The sequence below is a fragment of the Plantactinospora alkalitolerans genome, assembly GCF_015690345.1.
Classification (GTDB): domain Bacteria; phylum Actinomycetota; class Actinomycetes; order Mycobacteriales; family Micromonosporaceae; genus Plantactinospora; species Plantactinospora alkalitolerans.
The window spans coordinates 20753-41291 of record NZ_JADPUN010000206.1 but is presented as its reverse complement, the minus strand read 5'-3'; the positions used below and the strand labels follow the sequence as shown (position 1 = coordinate 41291).

At 70.8% G+C, this 20539-nt stretch carries 15 protein-coding genes; 9 read left to right on the top strand and 6 right to left on the bottom strand.

The features are described from left to right. Nucleotides 1-1262 (bottom strand): endo-1,4-beta-xylanase (locus tag I0C86_RS22695; protein ID WP_196203281.1); only part of this gene is annotated, 1262 nt, incomplete at its 3' end. Nucleotides 1263-1544: 282 nt separating this feature from the next. Here I0C86_RS22695 and I0C86_RS22690 point away from each other — a divergent pair. The 5 genes from I0C86_RS22690 to I0C86_RS22670 all read left to right on the top strand — a co-directional run bounded on the left by I0C86_RS22690 (nt 1545) and on the right by I0C86_RS22670 (nt 6339). Further along, nucleotides 1545-1766, top strand: coding sequence for a hypothetical protein (locus tag I0C86_RS22690; protein WP_196203280.1), 222 nt, complete (start codon nt 1545-1547; stop codon nt 1764-1766). 128 nt (nt 1767-1894) lie between these two features. Then, nucleotides 1895-2779, top strand: coding sequence for a cobalamin-binding protein (locus tag I0C86_RS22685; RefSeq protein ID WP_196203279.1), 885 nt, complete (start codon nt 1895-1897; stop codon nt 2777-2779). 268 nt (nt 2780-3047) lie between these two features. Then, nucleotides 3048-4073: a Bug family tripartite tricarboxylate transporter substrate binding protein gene (locus I0C86_RS22680; RefSeq protein ID WP_196203278.1), complete on the top strand. Its 1026-nt coding sequence runs from the start codon at nt 3048-3050 to the stop codon at nt 4071-4073. A 10-nt stretch (nt 4074-4083) separates the two neighbouring features. Continuing rightward, on the top strand, nt 4084-4593 hold the full coding sequence (locus I0C86_RS22675; protein ID WP_196203277.1) for a tripartite tricarboxylate transporter TctB family protein: 510 nt from the start codon (nt 4084-4086) through the stop codon (nt 4591-4593). After that, nucleotides 4594-6339: a tripartite tricarboxylate transporter permease gene (locus I0C86_RS22670; RefSeq protein WP_196203276.1), complete on the top strand. Its 1746-nt coding sequence runs from the start codon at nt 4594-4596 to the stop codon at nt 6337-6339. A gap of 27 nt (nt 6340-6366) precedes the next feature. On the opposite strand, the gene I0C86_RS22665 is transcribed toward I0C86_RS22670, so the two are convergent. The 4 genes from I0C86_RS22665 to I0C86_RS22650 all read right to left on the bottom strand — a co-directional run bounded on the left by I0C86_RS22665 (nt 6367) and on the right by I0C86_RS22650 (nt 13597). Further along, nucleotides 6367-7470, bottom strand: a complete 1104-nt coding sequence (locus tag I0C86_RS22665) for an NAD(P)/FAD-dependent oxidoreductase (protein ID WP_196203275.1) — start codon at nt 7468-7470, stop codon at nt 6367-6369. Nucleotides 7471-7606: 136 nt separating this feature from the next. After that, entirely contained in the window at nt 7607-8785 is a 1179-nt protein-coding gene (locus I0C86_RS22660) for a low temperature requirement protein A (RefSeq protein ID WP_196203274.1), read from the bottom strand. A 213-nt stretch (nt 8786-8998) separates the two neighbouring features. Further along, the gene (locus tag I0C86_RS22655) at nt 8999-12319 is read right to left on the bottom strand and encodes a ThuA domain-containing protein (protein ID WP_196203273.1); all 3321 of its coding nucleotides are present in this window, start codon (nt 12317-12319) and stop codon (nt 8999-9001) included. 174 nt (nt 12320-12493) lie between these two features. Further along, nucleotides 12494-13597, bottom strand: coding sequence for a sugar phosphate isomerase/epimerase family protein (locus I0C86_RS22650; protein ID WP_230394600.1), 1104 nt, complete (start codon nt 13595-13597; stop codon nt 12494-12496). A 485-nt stretch (nt 13598-14082) separates the two neighbouring features. On the opposite strand from I0C86_RS22650, the gene I0C86_RS22645 reads away from it, so the two are divergent. Continuing rightward, nucleotides 14083-14955 (top strand): alpha/beta fold hydrolase, encoded by an 873-nt coding sequence (locus I0C86_RS22645; protein ID WP_196203272.1) that lies wholly within the window; start codon nt 14083-14085, stop codon nt 14953-14955. A 29-nt stretch (nt 14956-14984) separates the two neighbouring features. On the opposite strand, the gene I0C86_RS22640 is transcribed toward I0C86_RS22645, so the two are convergent. Then, nucleotides 14985-16229 (bottom strand): alanine racemase, encoded by a 1245-nt coding sequence (locus tag I0C86_RS22640; protein ID WP_196203271.1) that lies wholly within the window; start codon nt 16227-16229, stop codon nt 14985-14987. A gap of 151 nt (nt 16230-16380) precedes the next feature. Here I0C86_RS22640 and I0C86_RS22635 point away from each other — a divergent pair, with 151 nt between their 5' ends. From I0C86_RS22635 to I0C86_RS22625, 3 genes are all read left to right on the top strand, one after another. Next, nucleotides 16381-17679 (top strand): helix-turn-helix domain-containing protein, encoded by a 1299-nt coding sequence (locus tag I0C86_RS22635; RefSeq protein ID WP_196203270.1) that lies wholly within the window; start codon nt 16381-16383, stop codon nt 17677-17679. Then, entirely contained in the window at nt 17676-18998 is a 1323-nt protein-coding gene (locus I0C86_RS22630) for an amidohydrolase/deacetylase family metallohydrolase (protein ID WP_323373794.1), read from the top strand. Before I0C86_RS22635 ends, I0C86_RS22630 begins: the two co-directional genes overlap by 4 nt. 254 nt (nt 18999-19252) lie before the next feature. Continuing rightward, complete coding sequence (locus I0C86_RS22625) at nt 19253-20539, top strand: extracellular solute-binding protein (RefSeq protein ID WP_196203269.1); 1287 nt, start codon at nt 19253-19255, stop codon at nt 20537-20539.

Here is a 20539-nt window from a genome sequence, read left to right as displayed (position 1 = left end):
GTGGCGGGGGTGGCGAGGTGGAAGGTCGTTGTGCGGCCGGCGGCGCGCAGCTCGTACTCGCCGAGGAAGGCGCTGAACCGGAGCTGGCCGTGGGCGTCGGTGCGGAAAGTGGTCGGCGGTAGCCACCAGTCGCCCTTGACGAGTGCGTGCAGTGCGTCGTACGAGGGCTTCGGGGTACCGTCGGCGCGGACGAAGCCACCGGGGGCGCCCAGCCAGCCGCCGTCCGCGATCCCCCAGTACGTCATCGCCCGCACCGACGGATGCGACAGCAGGGTCCGGTAGTGCCGGACGATCTCGTCGGCCTGCCGTGCCTCCCCCTCCGGTGTGCTGGGCCATTCCGACACCTGGTGGTCGTTCAGGTCCACGATGTCCGCCGGCATCAAATCGCCGGAGAGGATGGTGGTCTCGGTGAAGTGGATCGGCAGGCCGTACCGGGAGAACCGGTCGAGGACGTCGAGCGTCTTCTCCTCTCCCCAGTAGCCCTGGTGCATGTGGCTCTGCAGGCCGAGCGCGTCGATGGTGATCCCCGCCTCGAGTACGCCCTCGATCAGGCACTCGTACGCGGCGGACATGTCGAAGTCGTTGAGCAGCAGCGTGGCCTGCGGGTTGGCCTTCCGTGCCGCGTCGAAGACCATCCGGATCATCGGGATCCGGCCCATCTCGCGGCAGATCCGGGTGAGGCCGTTGTCGTACTTGTCGAAGATCGGCATGATCACGACCTCGTTGATGACGTCCCACATGTCGATCAGGCCGGCGAAGTCGGTCGACTCCCGACGGATCCGCGCCGTCTGCGCCTCGATGATCTCCTGATTGGAGAGTTCCGTGAGCCACTCCGCGCTCACCGTGTGCCAGGCGAGCGGATGGCCCTTGACGACGCAGCCCCGGTCGGCGAACCACCGGGCCGTCTCGCGCAGCCGTGCGGTGTCCGGCTGTCCACGGTCCGGCTCGAAGCGGCCCCAGTAGAAGGGCAGCGTCGCGAAGTTGAACAGGTCGAGCCAGAGCTCGGCCAGCCGTTCGACCGGCCCCGCGTCGGCCTCACCCAGCGATCCCGGCCCGCCTCCCGGACCGGTCGCCGGCCGGGTCGTGAGTTCGCCGTTGGCGAGCGGGATGAACTCGAAGCCGGTGCAGCCGAAGAGGAACTCATGGTTGCGCTGGGCGACCACGACCTCGCGGTCAGCGGCCGGTACGCCGTTCTCGGTGACGGTCAGGGTGACGTCCGTGCTGCGGTGCCGTCTGATCTGCGGGTCGGGGTCGAACGGCATCGAGGCATCCTCCAGTGGTCGGGGCCGGCGGCGTGGAAGGGCAACCGTACGACGGGACGAGGGTTTGTCCTCGCCGGGTCGCGGCGGATCTCCGTTGAGCGGTCGGATCGGCTCCGTGAGCGGCTGCTGCAAGTGCAAGTGCACGTGCATCTGCACTTGCGAGGCGCCCCGCGAACCCGGGATGATTGCCCTATGTCAATGTTGGGCCGTCGCCACCCAGCCGCAGACCACCGGAGACCACCGCGCCGGCGAGGTACCCGCCACGCCGGGCCGGCGACCTCGGTGGTCGTCGCCCTGCTCGGGGTCGAACTGCTGCTCGTGGGCCTGTCCATCGGCGCCGCCGTGCTGGACCAGTCGACCCTCGCCCTGCTGGCGGGCACCGCGACCGTCACCCTGGCCGGCGAGGTCGTGCGGCGACTGCTGACGATGCCGTCGGACGAGGCCGCTCCTGCGCCCGACGAAGAATCCGCCACACCGACCTGGCCCGCGGAACCGATCGACTGAACCGATCCGCTGAACCAATCGGCTGACCCGATCGGCTGACCCGATCGGCTGAACCAATCGGCTGACCGACGGGACCGTCCCCCGGGGGCGGGTCCGAGGGAACTCCACCAGGGAGGCACGATGGTCGGATGCGCCTGGTGTCGTTGCTGCCGTCCGCGACCGAGATCGTCTATGCCCTCGGCCTCGGGGACGATCTCGTCGGGGTGACCTTCGAGTGCGACGAGCCGCCGTCCGCCCGTACCGACAAGGCCGTCGTGGTCGGCGGCCGGGACACCCGGGGAATGACCCCCGGCGAGATCGACGAGTACGTGAAGACGCAACTGGCGGCGGGTGGCGATCTGTACGCCCTGCACGCCGACGCGCTGGCCGGGCTCGATCCGGAACTGATCCTGACCCAGGACCTGTGCCGGGTCTGCGCCCTGCCGTCGGACCACGTCGAGAACGCCCTCGACTATCTCGGCTGCCGGTCCGACGTGTTGTCGCTCGATCCGTACACCCTGGACGAGGTGCTCGACACCATCGTCGCGGTCGGCGACCGGACCGGCGTGCCCGACCGCGCCGAGCGGCTGGTCGCCGGACTCCGCTCCCGGCTCGCGGCGGTCGCCTCGGCCGTACGGGACCGGCCACGGCCCCGGGTCGCGGTCGTGGAGTGGGTCGAGCCACCGTTCACCGCCGGACACTGGGTGCCCGACCTGATCCGGGCCGCCGGAGGCGAGCCGGTGGCCGCCCGCCCCGGCGCGCGTTCCGTGGAGACCACCTGGCAGGAGTTCGCCGACGCCGCGCCGGACGTCGTCCTCGTCACGCCGTGCGGCTTCCACCTCGACGGTGCGGCCCGACAGGCCCGGGTGGTTCCGGAGCGGCTGCCGGGCGTACCGGTGTGGGCGGTCGACGCGGACGGTCTGGTGGTGCGACCCGGCCCCCGCCTCGTCGACGGCGTCGAGGCGATCGCCGCGATCCTGCACCCGGGCACCGTGCCGGAACCGCCCACCGGGGCGGTCGCCCGGGTCGCCTGACCGGGCCGATGGAGCGGCGAGGCGGCGCCCCGCCCGCCCGGACGGACGTGAACGCGGGGTACCTGCACCATTTCCGGAAGAGCCGACCGCACCTTCCGGAAAGAGGTGTATGAGGCTATCTCGCACTGACCGTAATGAATGCCGTTCGCATTGCGTCCGGTTCCGTCCGGGTGGCGGCGATTTGGTTGACAGCCCGAAGATCGCCGGGTATCAAGGTGACACGTTTCACCGGACGAGATCTCCCATCTGTACCGCCAGGGAGGAACCAGTGACCGATTCGGCTTTGGGGCACGCCATGAACAGGCGTGCCGCCCTGAGACTGGGTGTGGGGCTCGGCGCGGGAACGTTCCTCGCAGGGTGCGGTGTGCAGACCGGCGGCGGTGAGGGCGACGCCGACTCGGCGTACCCGCAACGATCGGTCGAACTGATCGTGCCGTTCGCACCGGGTGGCAGCACCGACCTCATCGCGCGGACGCTCGGAAAGGCGATCGAGGAGCCGCTGGGCCACTCGATGGTGATCGTCAACCGGGACGGCGCGGCCGCCGCCGTCGGCACGAAGGAGGTGGCCGCCGCCCAGGGCGACGGCTACAAGATCGGTTTTCCACCGAGTTCGCTGTTCACGCTCACCCCACAATTGGTCAGGAACGCCGACACGGTCTCGCTCGAGGACCTGCGTGTGGTCATCGGGCTGACGGTCGAGAACATCGTCCTGGTCGCGCACAAGAACTCCCCGTTCAAGACCCTCGACGACGTCATCGCGCTCAAGGACAGCGGTCGGCGGATCACGTACGGGCATTCGGGCGTGGGCACCGGGGCATACTTCGCGCAGACCGCGTTCTACAAACTCGCCGGCGTCAACGCCACCGACGTCCCGTTCGGCGGGGGCGGGCCGGCCGTCACCGCCGTGCTCGGCAAACAGGTGGACATCGGCGCCTCGCAGCCGGCCGAGTCGATGCGGCTGGTGGAGTCCGGGGAACTGCGTTGGCTCGGGGTGTTCAGCCAGCAGCGCAGCCCGTCGTTGCCGGATCTGCCGACCGTGGCGGAGAAGGGCTTCGACCTCACCGTCGACCAGGCGCGCTTCATCGCCGGACCGAAGTCCATCTCCGACGGTGCGGTGACGGCGCTGCAGAAGGCGTTCCGGGAGGCGGTCAAGGATCCCGAGTACGACGCCTTCCTCAAGCGGAACTTCATCGACCGGTTGGAGGTCGAGGGCGCCGAGGTGGCCAGCAAGGTCAAGGGAGACTTCGACCGGTACAAGATACTGATCGACCGGTTCGGGCTCCAGCCGAAATGAGTCGGCCGAAATGAGTCGGCCGGACCTCGACGAGGTGCCTCCACCGGCCCTGCCGGAGGCGATGCCGACCGACATCCCGCCCGCCGGCCGGCTGGGGCAGCTCGTCGCCGCCGTGGTACCGGTCGCGCTGGGGCTGGCCTGCCTGGCGTACTCGGTCTCGCTCTCCCTCGGCACACCGGTGGAGGCGGGGCCGGGTCTCTGGCCCGCGCTGGCCAGCCTGCTCCTGGTCGGTGCCGGCTCGTGGACGCTGATCTTCGAGCGCGGGACGCGGGACGCCGAACAGTTCAGTCGGGGCGCGATCGGGATCGCCGTCGGCCTCGCCGGGCTGGTCGTCTTCGTCCTGTTGATCAGCCGGATCGGCTTCGAGATCCCGACCCTGCTGGTCATGGTGCTCTGGCTGAAGGTCCTCGGCCGGGAGTCCTGGTTGGTCACCGCGGCGGTCAGCGCCGCCACCACGCTGGCGCTCTACCTGCTGTTCATCACCGGACTCGGCGTCCCGTTACCGAGATTGGCCTTCTGAGTGGACCTCCTCGACCCCGTCGTCTCCGGCTTCGGGGTGGTGTTCACCCCGGTCAATCTGCTGTACGTCCTCGCCGGTGTCGTGATCGGAATGGTGATCGGCGTCCTGCCGGGCCTCGGTCCGGTCGCGACGATCGCCCTGCTGCTGCCGATCACGTACGAGATCCCGGCCGAGTCCGCGATCATCGGACTCGCCGGCATCTACTACGGCGCGATGTACGGCGGCACGATCACCTCGGTCCTGCTGCGGCTGCCCGGCGAGGCGGCCACCGTGATCACCACCATCGACGGGTACCAGATGGCGCGGCAGGGCCGGGCCGGCTCGGCACTCGGCATCGCCGCGATCGGGTCGTTCATCGGCGGCACGGTCAGCATCGTCGGGCTGACCCTGATCGCCCCGGTGCTGGCCCGGTTCTCGCTCGGGTTCGGGCCGCCGGAGAACGCCGTGCTGGCCGCCATGGGAATCCTGCTGGTCGCCACCCTCGGCACGGTGTCGACCGCGAAGAGCCTCGCCGCCGCCGCGCTGGGTCTGCTGCTCGCCGCGATGGGACCGGATCCGCTGTTCGCCTCGCCACGGTTCACGTTCGGCAGCATCAACCTGGCCGACGGGGTCGACTTCGTCGCCCTGGCGATGGGACTGTTCGGGCTCGGCGAGATCCTGTACCACCTCGAACACCGGGCCCGGAACAAACTGCCGAAGCCGACGGTCAGCAACGTGTGGCCGTCCCGCGCGGACTGGCGGCAGTCGCGTGGAGCCGTGGGCCGGGGTTCGGTGGTCGGTTTCGTCATCGGCCTGCTGCCCGGCGGCGGCGGCGTGCTGTCGTCGATGGCCGCGTACGCCCTGGAGAAGCGGCGCAGCAAGACCCCGGAACGGTTCGGTCGGGGCGCCATCGAGGGTGTGGCGGCCCCGGAGACGGCGAACAACGCCGCCGCGACGTCGTCGTTCATTCCGCTGCTGACGCTGGGCATCCCGACCAACCCGGTGATGGCGCTGATCTTCGGTGCGCTGCTGCTCCAGGGCATACCGCCCGGCCCCCGCCTGATCAGCGAGAATCCCGAGGTCTTCTGGGGCGTCGTCGACTCGATGTACATCGGCAACATATTCCTGCTGATCCTCAGTGTTCCGTTGGTGGGCGTCTTCGTCCGGCTCGTGTCGGTGCGCGACAGCATCCTCGCCCCGATCGTGGTGATGGTGACGATGCTCGGCGTCTACACCGTCAACAACAGCACATTCGACATGCTGCTGGTGATCTTCTTCGGGGTGGTCGGGTACCTGATGAAGAAGACCGGCTTCGAGCCCGGCCCGCTGGTGCTTGCCTTCGTCCTCGGCAGCATCCTGGAGACCGCGTTCCGGCAGTCGATGCGGATCTTCGATGGTGACCCGACCGGCTTCGTCACCCGGCCGATCTCCGGAACGCTGTTCACCGCCACCGTGCTGGCCCTGCTCGCGCCGGTCGTGTTCCGGCTGGTCCGGAGGCGCCGGGCCCTGGCCTCGAAGACCGAACGAACGGCCGACCGCCCCGAGGACAAGCCTCGGACCGACATGCTCGGGGGCGAGAGTCCGGCCGACACCGCCGGGGGCGAAAGTCCGGCCGACACCGCCGGGGGCGAGAGTCCGGCCGACACCGCCCGGGGCGAGAGTCCGGCCGACACCGCCCGGGGCGGGAACCCGGCCGACACCGCCGAGGGCGAGGATCGGGCGACGGCCCGGGAGGGCCGGGAGCGGGTGCCGCCACCGGTCGACTGACCGTGCCGACTCACCGGCCGTGCCGACTCACCAGCCGTGCCGGCGGTCCCCGAGTACCCGCTCGGACAACTCCCGCTCCAACTCGGCCGAGAAGGGCTCGGCAGCGGAGGACTCGGTGAGGGAGGACCCGGCCGGTGTGCCGGCCGGGACGGCGGACGAGCCCGCTCCGCGCCGGTGTTCCGCCACCGCCCGCCGGGTGTCCTCGGCGACGAGATCGGCGTTGACCGCCGCGGCGACGTTCAGGCCCGCCGCAGCGGCGTTGATCACCCCGGCCCGGACGTCCGCGACGTTGCCGGCCACCCAGATTCCCGGAACCGAGGTCGCGCCGGTCGGATCGGCGGGTACGTAGCTACCCGCGACGTGTCCGTCGACCCGCAGTTCGGTCGGCTCCAGTCCGAGTGGGGCGAGCAGCTCGGCCCGGGCGGTGAACCGGGGCAGCACCGCCACGGCCTGGCGCGGAACGACCTCTCCCGAGCGCAGCCGGACACCGGTGAGCCGGTCGTCGGCGACCTCCAACGCGACGACCTCGCCCGGCACCACCGGGATGCCCCGGGCGGCGAGTTGCTCCCGCTCGTCCGCGCCGAGCGGGGCGGCGGTGTGCTGGAACAGCGTCACGTCGGGACTCCACTGCCGGAACAGCAGGGCCTGGTGCGTCGCCATCGGGCCGGTCGCCAGGATGCCGATCGCCTGGTCCCGGACCTCCCATCCGTGGCAGTACGGGCAGTGCAGCACGTCCCGACCCCACCGCTGGGCGAGCCCCGCGATGTCCGGCAGCTCGTCCACCAGACCGGTGGCGATCAGCAGTCGTCGCGCCAGCACGGATCGACCGTCGGCGAGTTCGACCCGGAAGCGCGTACCGTCCGGTTGGCCGTCCAGCGACTCGGCCAGGACGGCCCGGCCGGTCATGACCTCGCCGCCGTACCCGGTCAGTTCCGCGCGTCCGTCCGCCAGCAGCTCGCCCGGCGGCGTCCCCTCGCGGCCCAGGTAGTTGTGCACGTGTCCGGCCGGGGCGTTGCGGGGCGCGCCGGCGTCGACCACCAGTACCGCGCGACGGGCCCGAGCCAGGGCCAGTCCGGCGCTGAGCCCGGCCGCGCCACCACCCACCACCAGTACGTCGTATGTCCTGTCCATCGCTGAGCCTCCCTGTCCCGGTCGGAGTGCTGCCGTCCAGACGGACGACCACCACCCAGGTCGAACTCTCCGCCCGCGGAGCCGGTTTCGACAAGTCGAGTTGCCGAAACAGCAAAAGGAAGCCCCGCAGACAATGTCACGACCGCGTGGAGTGTCCACCCGGCGCGGACATCCGCTTCGCCCTGATCGCGTCCGACAGCCCGACCCCGAGCAGGGCGACACCGGTGACGGCGGCCGCGACGATCAGCGGCGGAGACACGAGCAGCGGCGCGATCCCGACCAGTACGACCAACCAGAGGAGCCGCGACCAGGAGAACCTGCCGAAGATCTCGTACTCGAAGACCGTCCGTCCGATCAGAAACAGGGTCGGCCCGCCGACCACCACCATCACCCAGCCCAGTCCCGCACGGCTCCTGGACCCGTTGATCACAAGCTCGAACCCGGCGGAGGTCGACACGATGCCGGCCACCATCAGCATGTGGGTGTACGGCGCCCAGCGGGTGGTCCGGCCCGGTCCCCTCCTGATCGCCACCTGGAGAAACGCGCCGGCACGGTAGACATAGATGTGCCAGAGCAGGAGCATCGTGGCGAATGCCAGGAGGAGCCCGCCCAGCCGCTCCGTGCTGAACCCCCGCCCGTCGTTCTGCACCACCGGCACCAGGATGATGTCGCCGAGGGCGAGGATTATGAACTGCTGGTACCGCTCGCCGAGGTGCTCGCTCGCCTTGTCGTACTGGTACAGCGGCACCCGGCCGAGCCGGGGCGTGGGATATCGCAGTGCGGCACCCACGTAGTCGATCATCAGGGCGACGGCCCAGAGCGCGAGTCGCATGGGGCTCGGCAGGAAGGCCCCGGCGATCCAGGCCACACCCGAGACGACGAACCAGAGAAGGAAGCGGGCCGCGCGGGCCTGGGCCTCGTGCCCGCGCAGCAGGGCCACCAGCACGATTCCGCGCCCGACGTGGATCCCGACGTATATTCCGGCGAACACCCATCCCTGCTGCCGGAACGCGTGCGGAAGAGCGGCGGTCATCACGATGCTGCCGAACATGGCCCAGGCGACCACGAGTTGGATCCCGAGTTGCTCCGGGTTGTAGAAGTCGGTCAGCAGTGCGGTGATCGACCAGATCCACCAGACCGCCATCAGCAGCACCAGCACCCGCGCCGCGCCGAGCCAGTTCACGTCGTCCGCCAGCCTCATCGAGATGAGCGCGAGGGCGGCGACGTAGACCACGTCGAGCAGGAGTTCCAGGAGGGTCGCCCGCTTCGGTGCGTCAGGCTGTCGTAACAGTGCCGCCGTATCCTCGCCCGCCATCGAGTTGCCGCCCCCACTCCCCCGAAGCTCCGCCTCGCTTCCCCTATAGGCGAACGATCGGCGCGGGCCGAGGACGCCACCGGACGCGCTCGCCCGCGGCTGGGTCGAGTCTCTCCGCCACCTGGCACCGGCCCTCGGGGCCACCGGGCTGAGATGTTAAGAAGGGCCCCCGCTTATGCAGAAAGCGATAAGCGGGGGCCCTTCCTTACCTTTCTACGGAGCGAATTCCACCCAGTTGAGGTTCACCAGTCCGGTGGGTGGGCCACCAGGGACCGACTGGAAGACCAGGTAGAGCCGGTGGCCGCCGGCCGGCTGGTTGACCGGCAGGCTCTGGCTGGACCAGTCGTTGTTGCCGGTCGTGGCGTTCAGCGTGGCGGTGCCGACCAGCGGACCGGTCGGGGAGTCGAGCCGCAGCTCGACCGTTGCCCGGGGCGTACCGGCGGTGGCCGCCGAGCCGCCGGAGACCCGGAACGTGATCGCGCTGGCGGCGCCCAGGTTGATCGGGTCGAACGCGATGTGGTCGCCCGCGTCGATCCCGTTGACGTGCTGGCCGCCACCGGTGTCGCCGGTGTTCGCGACCGTCACGTTCTGCCGCACCTGGGCGAACTCGGCCTGCTGCCGGTACGTCTGCACGACGACCTGGTTCACCGTGGTCAGCGCCGGCTGGCCGCCGCCGCCGAGATCGGTGTACGAGGCGCTGATCCCGCCGTACAGGTAGCCGCCGGCGTGATCGGCACCGTCGGCCGGGGACTGCAACGTCCCGGTGCAGCCGGTGGTCGAGCCGTGCTCGTGGCCGTGGGTGTCGTGCCCGAGCACGAAGCTGACGGTCACCCGGGAGCAGTCGATGGTGCCGTCCTCCGGGTCGGTGACCGTCACCGTGTACGGGATCTGGTCACCCCAGTTGAAGAAGGAACCCGCGACCGGGCTGGTCACCGTGACCGTCGGCGCGGTGTTGCCGACCGTGATGGTCCGGGTCAGCACTCCCGTCTTTCCGCTGGAGTCGGTCACCGTCAACCGTGCCGTGTAGGTCCCGTTCGCCGAGTACGTGTACGACGTGCTCGGGTCGGCCGAGTCGACCGTACCGTCGCTGGTGAAGTCCCAGGCGTACGAGATGGACTCGCCCGGATCCGGGTCGTACGAGCCGACGGCCGAGAAGTTCACCGTCAGGGGTGCCTGCCCGGACGTCGGCGTCGCGTTCAGCACCGCCACCGGTGACCGGGTGCCCTTCACGTAGCGGATCACCGAGAGCTGGGCGTCCGGGTTGGCGTTGAAGAAGCCGTCGCCGTACTCCAGCAGGTAGAGGCTGCCGTCCGGGCCGAACTCCATCTCCATCGGGTTGTCGAAGACGAACCCGGGCAGCAGTTGTTCGACTCCGACCAGGCCGCCCCTGCCGTCGGTCCGCATCATGAAGATCTTGTCCCGGGTGAACTCGCCGAAGACGACGGCGTCGTGGTAATACTCGGGGAACTTCGTCTCCGACGTCGACGCCGGGTCGTACGAGTAGATCGGTCCGCCGTGCGGGCCGACTCCCCCGGTGCCGATCACCGGCCACTTGAAGTCGCAGCCGGTCGGCGGCGACTCCAGGTAGGCGCCGGGGCACGGGGTACGGGCCTCGTAGGTGTACCAGAACTGCGGCTGCTGCACCGCCGGCAGCACCGTCAGCCCGGTGTTCCGGGGCGAGTCGTTGACCGGGGCACCACAGTTGAACGGCGTCCCGGAGGTCCGGGTGGCGAAGTCGAAGTCGACGTACGGCAACCCGGGCGAGTAGCAGTACGGCCAGCCGTAGTTGCCGGCCTTGTTTGTGGAGAACCAGCGCCCGGTTCCCTCCGGTCCACGGGTCGGGCTCGCCGTACGGCTGTCCGGGGAGTAGTCCCCGACGTAGACCCGGCCGGAGGGGTCGACGTCGTACCGGAACGGGTTGCGCAGCCCCATCAGGAAGATCTCCGGACGGGTTCTGCCGTCGTGGTCCTGCGCCTCCGGGAAGAGGTTGCCGGCCGGGACCGTGTACGTCCCGTTCGGCTTCACCTTGATCCGCAGCAGCTTGCCGCGCAGGTCGTTGGTGTTGCCGGCGGAGCGCTGGGCGTCGTACCCCGGCCCCTGGGTCGGCGACTCGTTGATCGGGACGTAGCCGTCCGAGCCGCCCGCGTTCGTGTCGTCACCGGTGATCAGGTAGAGCAGTCCCTTTCCGTCGAACTTCACCTTGCCGGCGACGTGGCAGCAGATGCCCCGGTCGACGTCCACCCGCAGGATCTGCTGCTCGGTGCTCATGTCCAGGTGCGGCGTCGGGCCCTGCACCATCTTGACCCGGGAGAGCTGGTTGTAGCCCTTGAACTTGTCCCAGACCGTGGGGTCGGTGCTGGTGGCCGGGGCGTCGCCCTCGTTGACGCCGGGCGTCGCCGGGTTGTCGACCGGGGTGGCGAGCGGCGGTGCGTAGTAGAGGTAGACCCAGTTGTTGGTGGCGAAGTCGGGGTCGATCGCCACGGTTTGCAGGCCGTCCTCGTCGTGGCTGTAGACCGGGACGTTCGCGATCACCGGGCTGGCCCCGGTGTCGGGGTCGTAGAGCCGGATCTGGCCGTTGCGGGTGTTGTGCAGGACCCGGCCGTCCGGCAGCACCGCCAGCGACATCGGCTCGCCCGGCTCGTCGTTGAGGGTGACCTTCTCGTAGTTGCCGGTCACGGTGGCGCCGCAGTCGCCCTCGACCACGCCGGCGGCCCACTGGATGCCGCCGAGCAGGTGTCTGGTGAAGGCGCCGGACCGGTAGGTTTCGACGGAGTGGCCGAGCCCGGTGTACCACGAGCGTCCGCCCTGGTGGTCCTTGCACCAGGCGACCGGGTGGTCGAAGCCCATGCCGCCGCCGGCGAAGCTGCGTTCGTCGGCGGTGGCCAGCACGTGCGCGTTGCCCCGTACGTTGGCGGAGAAGTCGTACCACTCCTCGGTCAGGGTCAGGGTGCGGGGCACGGTCTCGGTCGACGGGTGCGCCCGGTCGGCGACGTCGACGTTGCCCGGCTCCACGGCGGACGCGCCGGTGGCCTTCGCGCCGAGCAGGCTCTGGTAGAACGGCCAGTCCGGCTCGGTCTCGGCCGCCGCGTGCACCCCGGCGTATCCGCCGCCGGCCTTGACGTACCGCTCGAAGGCGGCCTCCTGGGCGGCGTTGAGGATGTTGCCGGTGGTGTTGAGGAAGATCACCGTACGGTAGCGGGCCAGGTTCTGTTCGGTGAACGCGCCGGCGTCCTGGGTGACGGTGACGGTGAAGCCGTTGTCCCGGCCGAGGTCGCGGATCGCCCGTACGCCGTCCGGGATGGAGGCCCGCCGGGCGCCGGCCGTCTTCGTGAAGACCAGGACGCCGTAGTCGCGGGGTGCCCGGACGTCGGACCGGAGCGTGGCGGGGCCGTTCTCCCGGGCGACGAGGGTGTCGCCGGAGCCCGCGGCCGGGCCGGGATCGGGTACGGCGGCGGCCGGCGCGGCGGTGCTCAGGGGAATGATCGTTGCGGTTGCCGCCAGAACGGTCAGCCAGCGGCGCAGGGTCGCGTGCATGTCTCCTCCGTCTTGGCACCCGGTCGTGCGGGCAGGAACAGGCGCGTGCCCCGGCGCGGTGCCACGTCCGCCGGGGATGCCCGGGGGGTGCGGTCGGTGGTTCGCGGGAGGTGGATGTCGGGCGGTGGATGTCGGGCGGGCGGGGCGCACGGTGCCGCGCCCCGCCCGGACCGGTCAGCGACGGTAGATGGTCAGTTCCGACATGTTGGTGTAGCTGATCGCGGCGAAGTCCAGCGACTGGCCGGGGTTGGCGGCACCGCCGGGCGCGGTGTCCTGCTCCCAGTTGGCGTGCCGGAAGTCGGCGTCGCCGATGGTCTGGAAGAACTGCTGGAAGTTGATGTCGCCCTCGCCCAGCGGCGTCATCTCGTAACCGTTCGCCAGCGCGCTGTTCCGGTTGCCGTCCTTGGCGTGGAACAGCGGGAAGCGCTTGCTCTGCGCCACCACGTTGAGGACCGGGTCGAACAGATCGGTCCGCTCGCGGTCGTACCGGTCGACGTACTTCTGGTGCTTGAACCGGGCGACGTAGGCCCAGTAGATGTCGAGTTCGAAGAAGACGTACCTCGGGTCGGTCTTCCGGAAGAAGTACTCCAGCCGGCGGGTGCCGGAGGAGCGGGTCGGCTTCCCGTTCGCGTCCAGCGGTCCCGCGTCGAGCAGGAAGGAGTAGGCCGCGTCGTGGTTGTGGGTGTAGAGCCGCAGCCCGCGCCGCCGGGCCTGCCGGCCGAGTTCGTTCCAGACGTCCGCCGCCGCGTCCCAGTCCGAGGTGTACGAGGAGTTCGTCGGGTCGCTGCCGGTGCCGATGTGCTTCATCCCGAGGGTCTCGGCGATGTCCATCTGCTGCTCGAAGGTGGCCGGGTTGATCGAGGCGTGGGTGCCGTTGGCCACCAGCCCGTTGTCGTCGAGGATCTTCCGGATCTCCGCCGGGGTGATCTGCCGGCCCAGGATCTCGGTGCTCTGGGTGTAGCCGGCGAACTCGACCTCCTGGTAGCCGAGTTCGGCGATCCGGGCCAGCACCCGCTCGAAGCCGTACGGGACGCCGCTGTCGTCCGGGGCGGCGGAGATGCGGTCCCGGACGCTGTAGAGGATGATCCCGCGGTTCCGGGCCGGGATGAGCGGTTCGGCCCTGAGCTGCCCGTGCGCGATCGCCGGCTTCTCGGTCCGCAGCACGTTGGCGCCGACCGCGCTGAGCGCGGCTGCCGCGCCCGCCGAGGCGGCGAGGATGCTCCGCCTGGTGAGTTGTCGCCGGGCCGCCGGATCCATCGGCCGGTCTGTCCTGGTCATGTCCCACGCCTTTCCGGGCGGCCGGGGCCGCCCCGATTCCGGGCGGCGGGGGCCGCCCGGGGTGTCGGATCGATTCAAGACCTGCCCTCGGCGCGTGCGGCCGACCGGCCGACGCCGCAATCGCGTCGCCGAACCGTCCTCCGAGGGCGTGGAACAACCTGACGGGCGCGCCGGCGTGCCACCCGCGGCGCGCGGGGAGGGGCATTCCGGCTGTGGCGGCCGGAACGCCTTCGTAAGCTCCGCCGGGCCGGTGCCCCAACGGGATATGACGATCAGGGTTCGTCTCTGTTACGGATAGACACACGTTAGAGGCTGCATCCCGAGAAGAAAAGGGAGAAGCGCGCCAGCTTTGGTCCACGGATGCAAAAGTTGGCCACAACTCACGGAAAGTTACCCGCGATCCTGACGCTCCGGATCGTCGGCAGCTCCCCATCGCCGCCCACCTCGGGGTTTCGCCGGTACCGGGAGCGGAGAAGGCACGGATCATGTTCGACGGATTCACCCTGGACCGGATCGACGTCGGCGACGTGGAGCTGCGGGTACGGCACGACGGCACCGGCACACCGGTGCTGCTGCTGCACGGCCATCCGCGTACCCACGTCACCTGGCACCGGGTCGCGCCGCTGCTCGCCCACCGGCACACCGTGGTCTGCCCCGACCTGCGCGGGTACGGGCAGTCGACGAAACCGCCGACCGTCGCCGACCACTCGACGTATTCGAAGCGGGCGATGGCCCGGGACGGCGTGGCCCTGATGCGCGTCCTCGGACACGAGCGGTTCGCCGTGGTCGGACACGACCGGGGCTCGTACGTCGCCCAGCGGATGGCGCTGGACCATCCGGCGGCGGTGACCCGGCTCGCGGTGCTCGACGGGGTACCCATCGGCGAGGCGCTGGCCCGCGCCGACGCCAGGTTCGCCGGCGCCTGGTGGCACTGGTTCTTCCTCGGCCAGACCGAGAAGCCCGCCGAGCGGGTGATCAACGCCGATCCGGACGCCTGGTACCGGGGCGACGCCGAACGGATGGGCGCGGCGGCGTACCAGGACTACCGGGCGGCCATCCACGATCCGGAGACCGTGCACGCGATGTGTGAGGACTACCGCGCCGGGCTGGGTGTGGACCGCGCCGCCGACGACGCCGACCGGGCCGCCGGCCGCCGGATCCGCTGCCCGGTCCTGTTCGGCTGGTCGACCCGGGACGACATGGTCAAGCTGTACGGCGATCCGGCCGCCATCTGGCGGAACTGGGCCGACGAGGTGCACACCGTCGAGATCGACTCCGGCCACCACATGGCCGAGGAGGCGCCAGTACAACTGGCCGGAGCGCTCCTCGACTTCCTGCGGCGCCCCGCCCGCTCCTGACCCGACGCCCGCCGCGACCCGACGTCCGCTCAGAAGTAGGTGTGCAGGACGTCCACGATCGTGTAGTCGTCGTCGACCACCGGAATGGTCCGCCACTTGTCGAAGGCGGTACACGGATGGGAGATGCCGAAGCAGACCAGGTCACCGGGGCGGACCTCGGTCTCCGGCGGCACCCGGAGATACGCGTGCTGGTCGTTGAGCCGGGTCACGCCCAGTCCGTCGGCGCCCTCGACCGCACCGGAGGGCCGGCGGATCCGCAGCGGGACCGGCAGGCCCTCGTCGTACGGTGCGTCCCGCTTGCCCATCCCGACTATCGCCAGCCCCGGTTCCGGGGTCGAGGTGACCTGGGCCCAGATCTCCAGCGCCTGCTCCAGCGAACCCTCGCCCGGAACCCGCCGGAACGGCGTGTGCTCGGCGTAGTAGCCGTGGTCGTGGGTGACGTACGCGCCGCTGCGCAGCACCACCCGCAGGTCGTGACCGGGTAGCCAGGCACCGCCGAGCTGGTCGGCCAGCACGTCGAACCAGGCACTGCCTCCGGCGCTCACGACCACCTCCGTCGCCAGCAGCCCCCGGTCGGCCAGCCGGACCGTCGCCTCCCGGATCCGCCCCAGGTACGCGGCGACCGCCGGCACGTCGGGCAGGCCGCCCTCGTACCCGCTGACGCCGTCGAGGCGTACCCGGGCGGTGGCGGCGACCGCCTCGGCGACCTCGACCAGCTCGTCGACGGTACGGCAACCGGTCCGCCCGCCGGCGTGCCCGAGTTCGGCGAGTACGCGCACCGGCGTCGTGCCCGGCTGGTCGGCGAGGGCGGCGCCGATCGCCTCGACCCCGGCGACCGAGTCCACGTAGCACAGTGCCTCGAACCCGTGGTCGAGTTCGCCGGCCAGCCACCGCAGCGGCACCGGGTCGAGGAGCTGGTTGGCCAGCAGTACCCGGGGCACGCCGAGGGCACGGCAGGCGAGGAGCTGGTTGGCGGTGGCGACGGTGACCGCCCAGGCTCCGGCCGCGAGCTGCGCGGCGAACAGTGTCGGTGCCATGGTGGTCTTGCCGTGCGGGGCGAACGAGAAGCCGTGCCGGGCGCAGAACGCCGCCATCGTGTCGATGTTGTGGGTGATGGCGGTGGACCGGGCCACCAGCACCGGCCAGGTCACGGCGCCGCCGAACAGGTGGTGGCCGGCGGCGGCGAAGTCGGCGGACGACACCGGCGGGCCGGGCTGCCAGAACCCCTTGGCCCGCCAGTCGAGGGCAGGCTCGTCGAGCTGATCGCGGAGCACGGCTCTCCCGCAGATGTTCGGATGTGGCTCGCTGTTGGCTGCCGAGCCTGCCTGATCACGAACTTGACGTCAACCGCTTGACGGACCACACGTCGAAGACCCAGGCTGTCCACATCGCTGGATACGAACTACTTTCGAACCTGGAGCGTCGATGGTGATCGGTCTGGTCATCCACGCCAGCCACCGCACCGTGTTCGAGGACGCGGCACGCACCCTGGCCGGGGTGACCCTGGAGTGGGTCGTCTACGAGCACGAGGACGCCGTCCGCCGGCTCGTCGCCGGACTGCTCGCCCGGCAGCGCGTCGACGGCCTGCTGCTCGGCCCCGTCCCGTACGCCAAGTGCCGGGACCTGCTGCCCCCGGACCTGCTCGTCGCCATCCTCCGCTCGGCCGGACTGGACCTGTCGCTGGCCCTGTTCAAGGCGTTGGCGCGCGGCTGGCGACCCACCCCGGTCAGCATCGACACGTACGACGCGCGGACCGTCGACGAGGTCGTCCAGGCCCTGGAGCTGGACCCGAAGCAGATCAGCTGCCTGCCGTACGACCCGGAACAGAGCGTGGCCGAGATCGTGGCGTTCCACCACTCGGCACTGACCCGGACCGGCGCCGAGTACGTGATCAGCCTGCGCACCGCGGTCGCGGCACAGCTCCAGGGCACCACCCGGGTGCTCGGCGGCCTTCCGGGACCCGCCACGCTCCGCGCCCAACTGCACGAGCTGGCCCTGCGGGTGCAGTCCAAACAGGCCAGTGCGCTACGCTTCGCCGCCGGCGTCTTCCTGGTCGACCGGGCCAGCCCCCAACTCGACCTGGACCGGGCCCGGGTGGGCCTGCTGAACCTGCTGCTTCACACGCCGGAGTTCGGCGACGCCTGGATAGAGAACCGGGGCCGCCGCGGGGTGGTGGTCTTCGCCCACCAGGCCCTGTTCGAACAGGCGACCAGCGGCTGGGTGTCGCTGCCCGCGCTCGGCCAGGCGCAGGAGACCCTCGGGATCCGGGTCGTCGCCGGCTTCGGGGTCGGCGTGTCCGCGCGGAGCTGCCTGCACCTGGCCGAACGCGCGGCGACCCGGGCCGAGCAGGAGGAGACGCCCAGCGCGTACCTGATCGAGGACAGCGGGGTCATCATCGGCCCGATGAGTCCGGCCGGTTCCTCGGTCGCCTTCACCTATCGGGAGCACGGCGTCGAACTGGAGCGGCTCGCCGGTGAGGTGGGGCTGAGCGCGGCGACGCTGTCCCGGCTCGCGGCCATCGAGCGGACCCTGGACGGCCGGGCCATCTCCCCCGGCGACCTCGCCTCCCAACTCGGCATCACCGACCCCAGCGGCCGGCGCCTGATCCGCAAACTGAGCGACGCCGGGCTGGTCGAGGTCGAGGGCAGCACGCAACTGCACCGCAAGGGTCGTCCCGCCCGCCTCTACCGGCTGGCCATCGGCACCGCGATCGAGGCCCGGTGACCGAGCGCGGCAGGGCAGCCAGGTGGGATCTGTTGCTCACCGGCGGGGAGCTGCTCGATCCGGGCAGCGACCGGGCCGGCCGGTACGACGTCGCGGTCCGCAACGGCCGGATCGCCATGGTCGCGCCCCGGCTGCCCCGCGACGACGCCGCCGAGGTCGCCGACCTGACCGGCCGGCTCGTCACCCCCGGCCTGGTCGACCTGCACACACACGTGTACCCGGGCGCGACGTACTGGGGCATCGACCCCGATCCGGTGGCCTGGCGCTCGGGCGTGACGACCTGGGTGGACGCCGGCTCGGCCGGTGCGTACTCGTTTCCGGCCTTCGCCGCCGCCGCGGCCGGCTACGCGGTGCGGGTGCCGGCGCTGCTGAACATCTCCGCGGTGGGGCTGATCGCCCCGGTCGGCGAGTCCCGGGAACTGGCCAACTGCGACGTCGAACTGGCGGTCGCGACCGTCCGGGCGCACCGGCACACGGTCGTCGGGATCAAGGTACGGATGGACCGGCACAACGTCGGCACGCACGGCCTGACCCCGCTGCGCCGGGCGGTCGAGGCGGCACAGGCCTGCGAGCTGCCGGTGATGGTGCACATCGGCGCCGGCCCGCCGACGATCGCGCAGATGCTGCCGCTGCTGCGACCAGGCGACATCATCACGCACTGCGCCAGCGGCATCGCCGCCGGACCGGCCGGGGTCGCCGCCGGGCCGGCCGGGATCGCCGCCGGACCGGCCGGGTCGACCCCGGCCGCGCGGGAGGCGTACCGGGCCGGGGTGCTGTTCGACATCGGGCACGGCTCCGGCGGGTTCGCCTTCGACGTCCTCGAGGCGCAGCTGGCGGCCGGCATGCCGCCGCACACCGTCTCCACCGACCTGCACAGCAGGTCGCTGCACGGTCCGGCGTTCGACCTGCCGACCACGATGGCCAAGATGCTGGCCGTCGGGATGAGCCTGCCGCAGGTGGTGGCCGCGGCGACCGTCGGACCGGCGCGGGCGCTGGGCCTGCCCGGTGGTGTCGGCACCCTCGGCGTCGGCGCACCCGCCGACATCGCGGTCTTCGCCGTTCAGGACGGCCGGTTCGAGTACGTCGACGTGCACGGGCAGCGCCGCCACGCACCGACCCGGCTGGTGAACGAGCTGACGTACCGGGCCGGCCGGCCGCTGCCACCCCGGCTGCCCCAGCCCGTACCGCCGTGGGTTCCGCTCACGGACGCGCAGCGGCACGCCCTGGCCGGCCGGGAACGCGCGGTACGCCACCTGCTGACCCCGCCCCTGGTGGGCCCGGACGGGCTCGCCGAACAGTTTCCCCGACACGGAGGTTGACCCATGCCCATCCGGACCATCCTGCCGGTCGCCCTGGCGGGCTTCGACATCGAGATCGACACAGTGCTGTACCTGGCCGACTGACCGGATCGGTGACCCGCCGTCCGGCATCGCCGGGCGGCCCGCCGGCATGTCCACAAAGGGGCTCTGAGCAGGGAAATTGTGACTTGACGCGACGCTGCGGGCGGCCCAGCCTGTAAGACATCCATATCGACCTAATTACGAACCTAGCTCGTTATTCGAGGAGAGAGCCCGTGCGGAAACTCCTGGCCCTTCCCGCGCTGCTCGCGCTCGCGCTCGGCGCCGGCGCCTGCGCACCTTCCACCGACCAGCCAACCGACAGCGCCGACACCAAGACCGGCACGCTGCGGGTCTGGCTCTTCGACGAGGCCAACCGCGCCGCCAAGGAGGCGGTCGTGAACGAGGCGATCGCCGAGTTCACCGCCGCACACTCCGGCGTCAAGGTCGACGTCAGTTACCTCGCCACCGACACCCGGGCCGAGAAGTACAAGGGCGCGCTCAACGACCCGGCCAGCGCCCCCGACGTGACCGAGGTCGGCAACACCGACCTGGCCGGCTTCGTCGCCTCGAACGGGATGGCCGACGTCACCGAGCAGAACAGGTCCTGGTCCGAGGGCGCCGACCTGCCGGCCGACCTGGTGCAGACGGTGACCGTGGGCGACAAGGCGTACGGCGTGCCGTGGTGGATCGGGGTACGGGCGCTCTACTACCGCACCGACGTCTTCACCTCCCTCGGCCTGACCCCACCCACCTCGTACGCCGAACTCGTCAGCACCGCCAGGAAGATCCGGGCCGAGCGCAAGGACATGCTCGGGATCGCGGTCGGCGGGCTCTACACCTTCGGCGCACTGCCGTTCGTCTGGGACGCCGGCGGTGACATCGCCACCGGGTCCGGCGGGAAGTACACCGCCGCGATCGACTCGCCCGCCGCGAAGACCGGGATCAAGGCGTACACCGACCTGTTCAGTGCCGACATCTGCCCGCCGCAGCAGTGCGTCGACCTGACCGGTGGCGGCACCGTCGAGGCGTTCGCCGCCGGCCGGGCCGGAATGGGCATCCTGGGCAACTTCAACCGCTCGGCGGTGGAGGCCGGGGCGGTCAAGGGCAAGTACGGCGTCGTACCGCTGCCCGGCACCAGACCCGGATCGATCGCGCCCGCCTTCGCCGGCGGCAGCAGCCTCGGCGTCTTCCGCTCCACCACGCACCGCAGCCTGGCCGTGGAGTTCATGCACCTGCTGGCGGGCAGGAAGTACACCCTCAAGCTGTACGACGCGATGGGCTTCGTGCCGGCGATGAAGTCGGGCCGGACCGAGGTGATCGCCAAGGAGCCGTTCCTGAAGCCGTTCGTCGACACGATGGACGCCGGAACGAAGTTCGTCCCCGTCGACAAGGCGTGGACCACCATCGACGCCGAGAAGATCCTGCCGAACATGCTGCAGAAGGTGATCACCGGCAAGGCGACCGTCGACGCCGCGGCGGCCGAGGCGAACACCCAGATCAGTACGGCGCTCGGGAAGTAG

Excerpts from the sequence above, each read along its gene's own strand:
- I0C86_RS22675 (WP_196203277.1), top strand. The coding sequence starts at position 4,084 with ATGAGTCGGCCGGACCTCGACGAGGTGCCTCCACCGGCCCTGCCGGAG.
- I0C86_RS22635 (WP_196203270.1), top strand. The coding sequence starts at position 16,381 with ATGGTGATCGGTCTGGTCATCCACGCCAGCCACCGCACCGTGTTCGAG.
- I0C86_RS22685 (WP_196203279.1), top strand. The coding sequence starts at position 1,895 with ATGCGCCTGGTGTCGTTGCTGCCGTCCGCGACCGAGATCGTCTATGCC.
- I0C86_RS22660 (WP_196203274.1), bottom strand. The coding sequence starts at position 8,785 with ATGGCGGGCGAGGATACGGCGGCACTGTTACGACAGCCTGACGCACCG.
- I0C86_RS22645 (WP_196203272.1), top strand. The coding sequence starts at position 14,083 with ATGTTCGACGGATTCACCCTGGACCGGATCGACGTCGGCGACGTGGAG.
- I0C86_RS22655 (WP_196203273.1), bottom strand. The coding sequence starts at position 12,319 with ATGCACGCGACCCTGCGCCGCTGGCTGACCGTTCTGGCGGCAACCGCA.
- I0C86_RS22650 (WP_230394600.1), bottom strand. The coding sequence starts at position 13,597 with ATGACCAGGACAGACCGGCCGATGGATCCGGCGGCCCGGCGACAACTC.
- I0C86_RS22665 (WP_196203275.1), bottom strand. The coding sequence starts at position 7,470 with ATGGACAGGACATACGACGTACTGGTGGTGGGTGGTGGCGCGGCCGGG.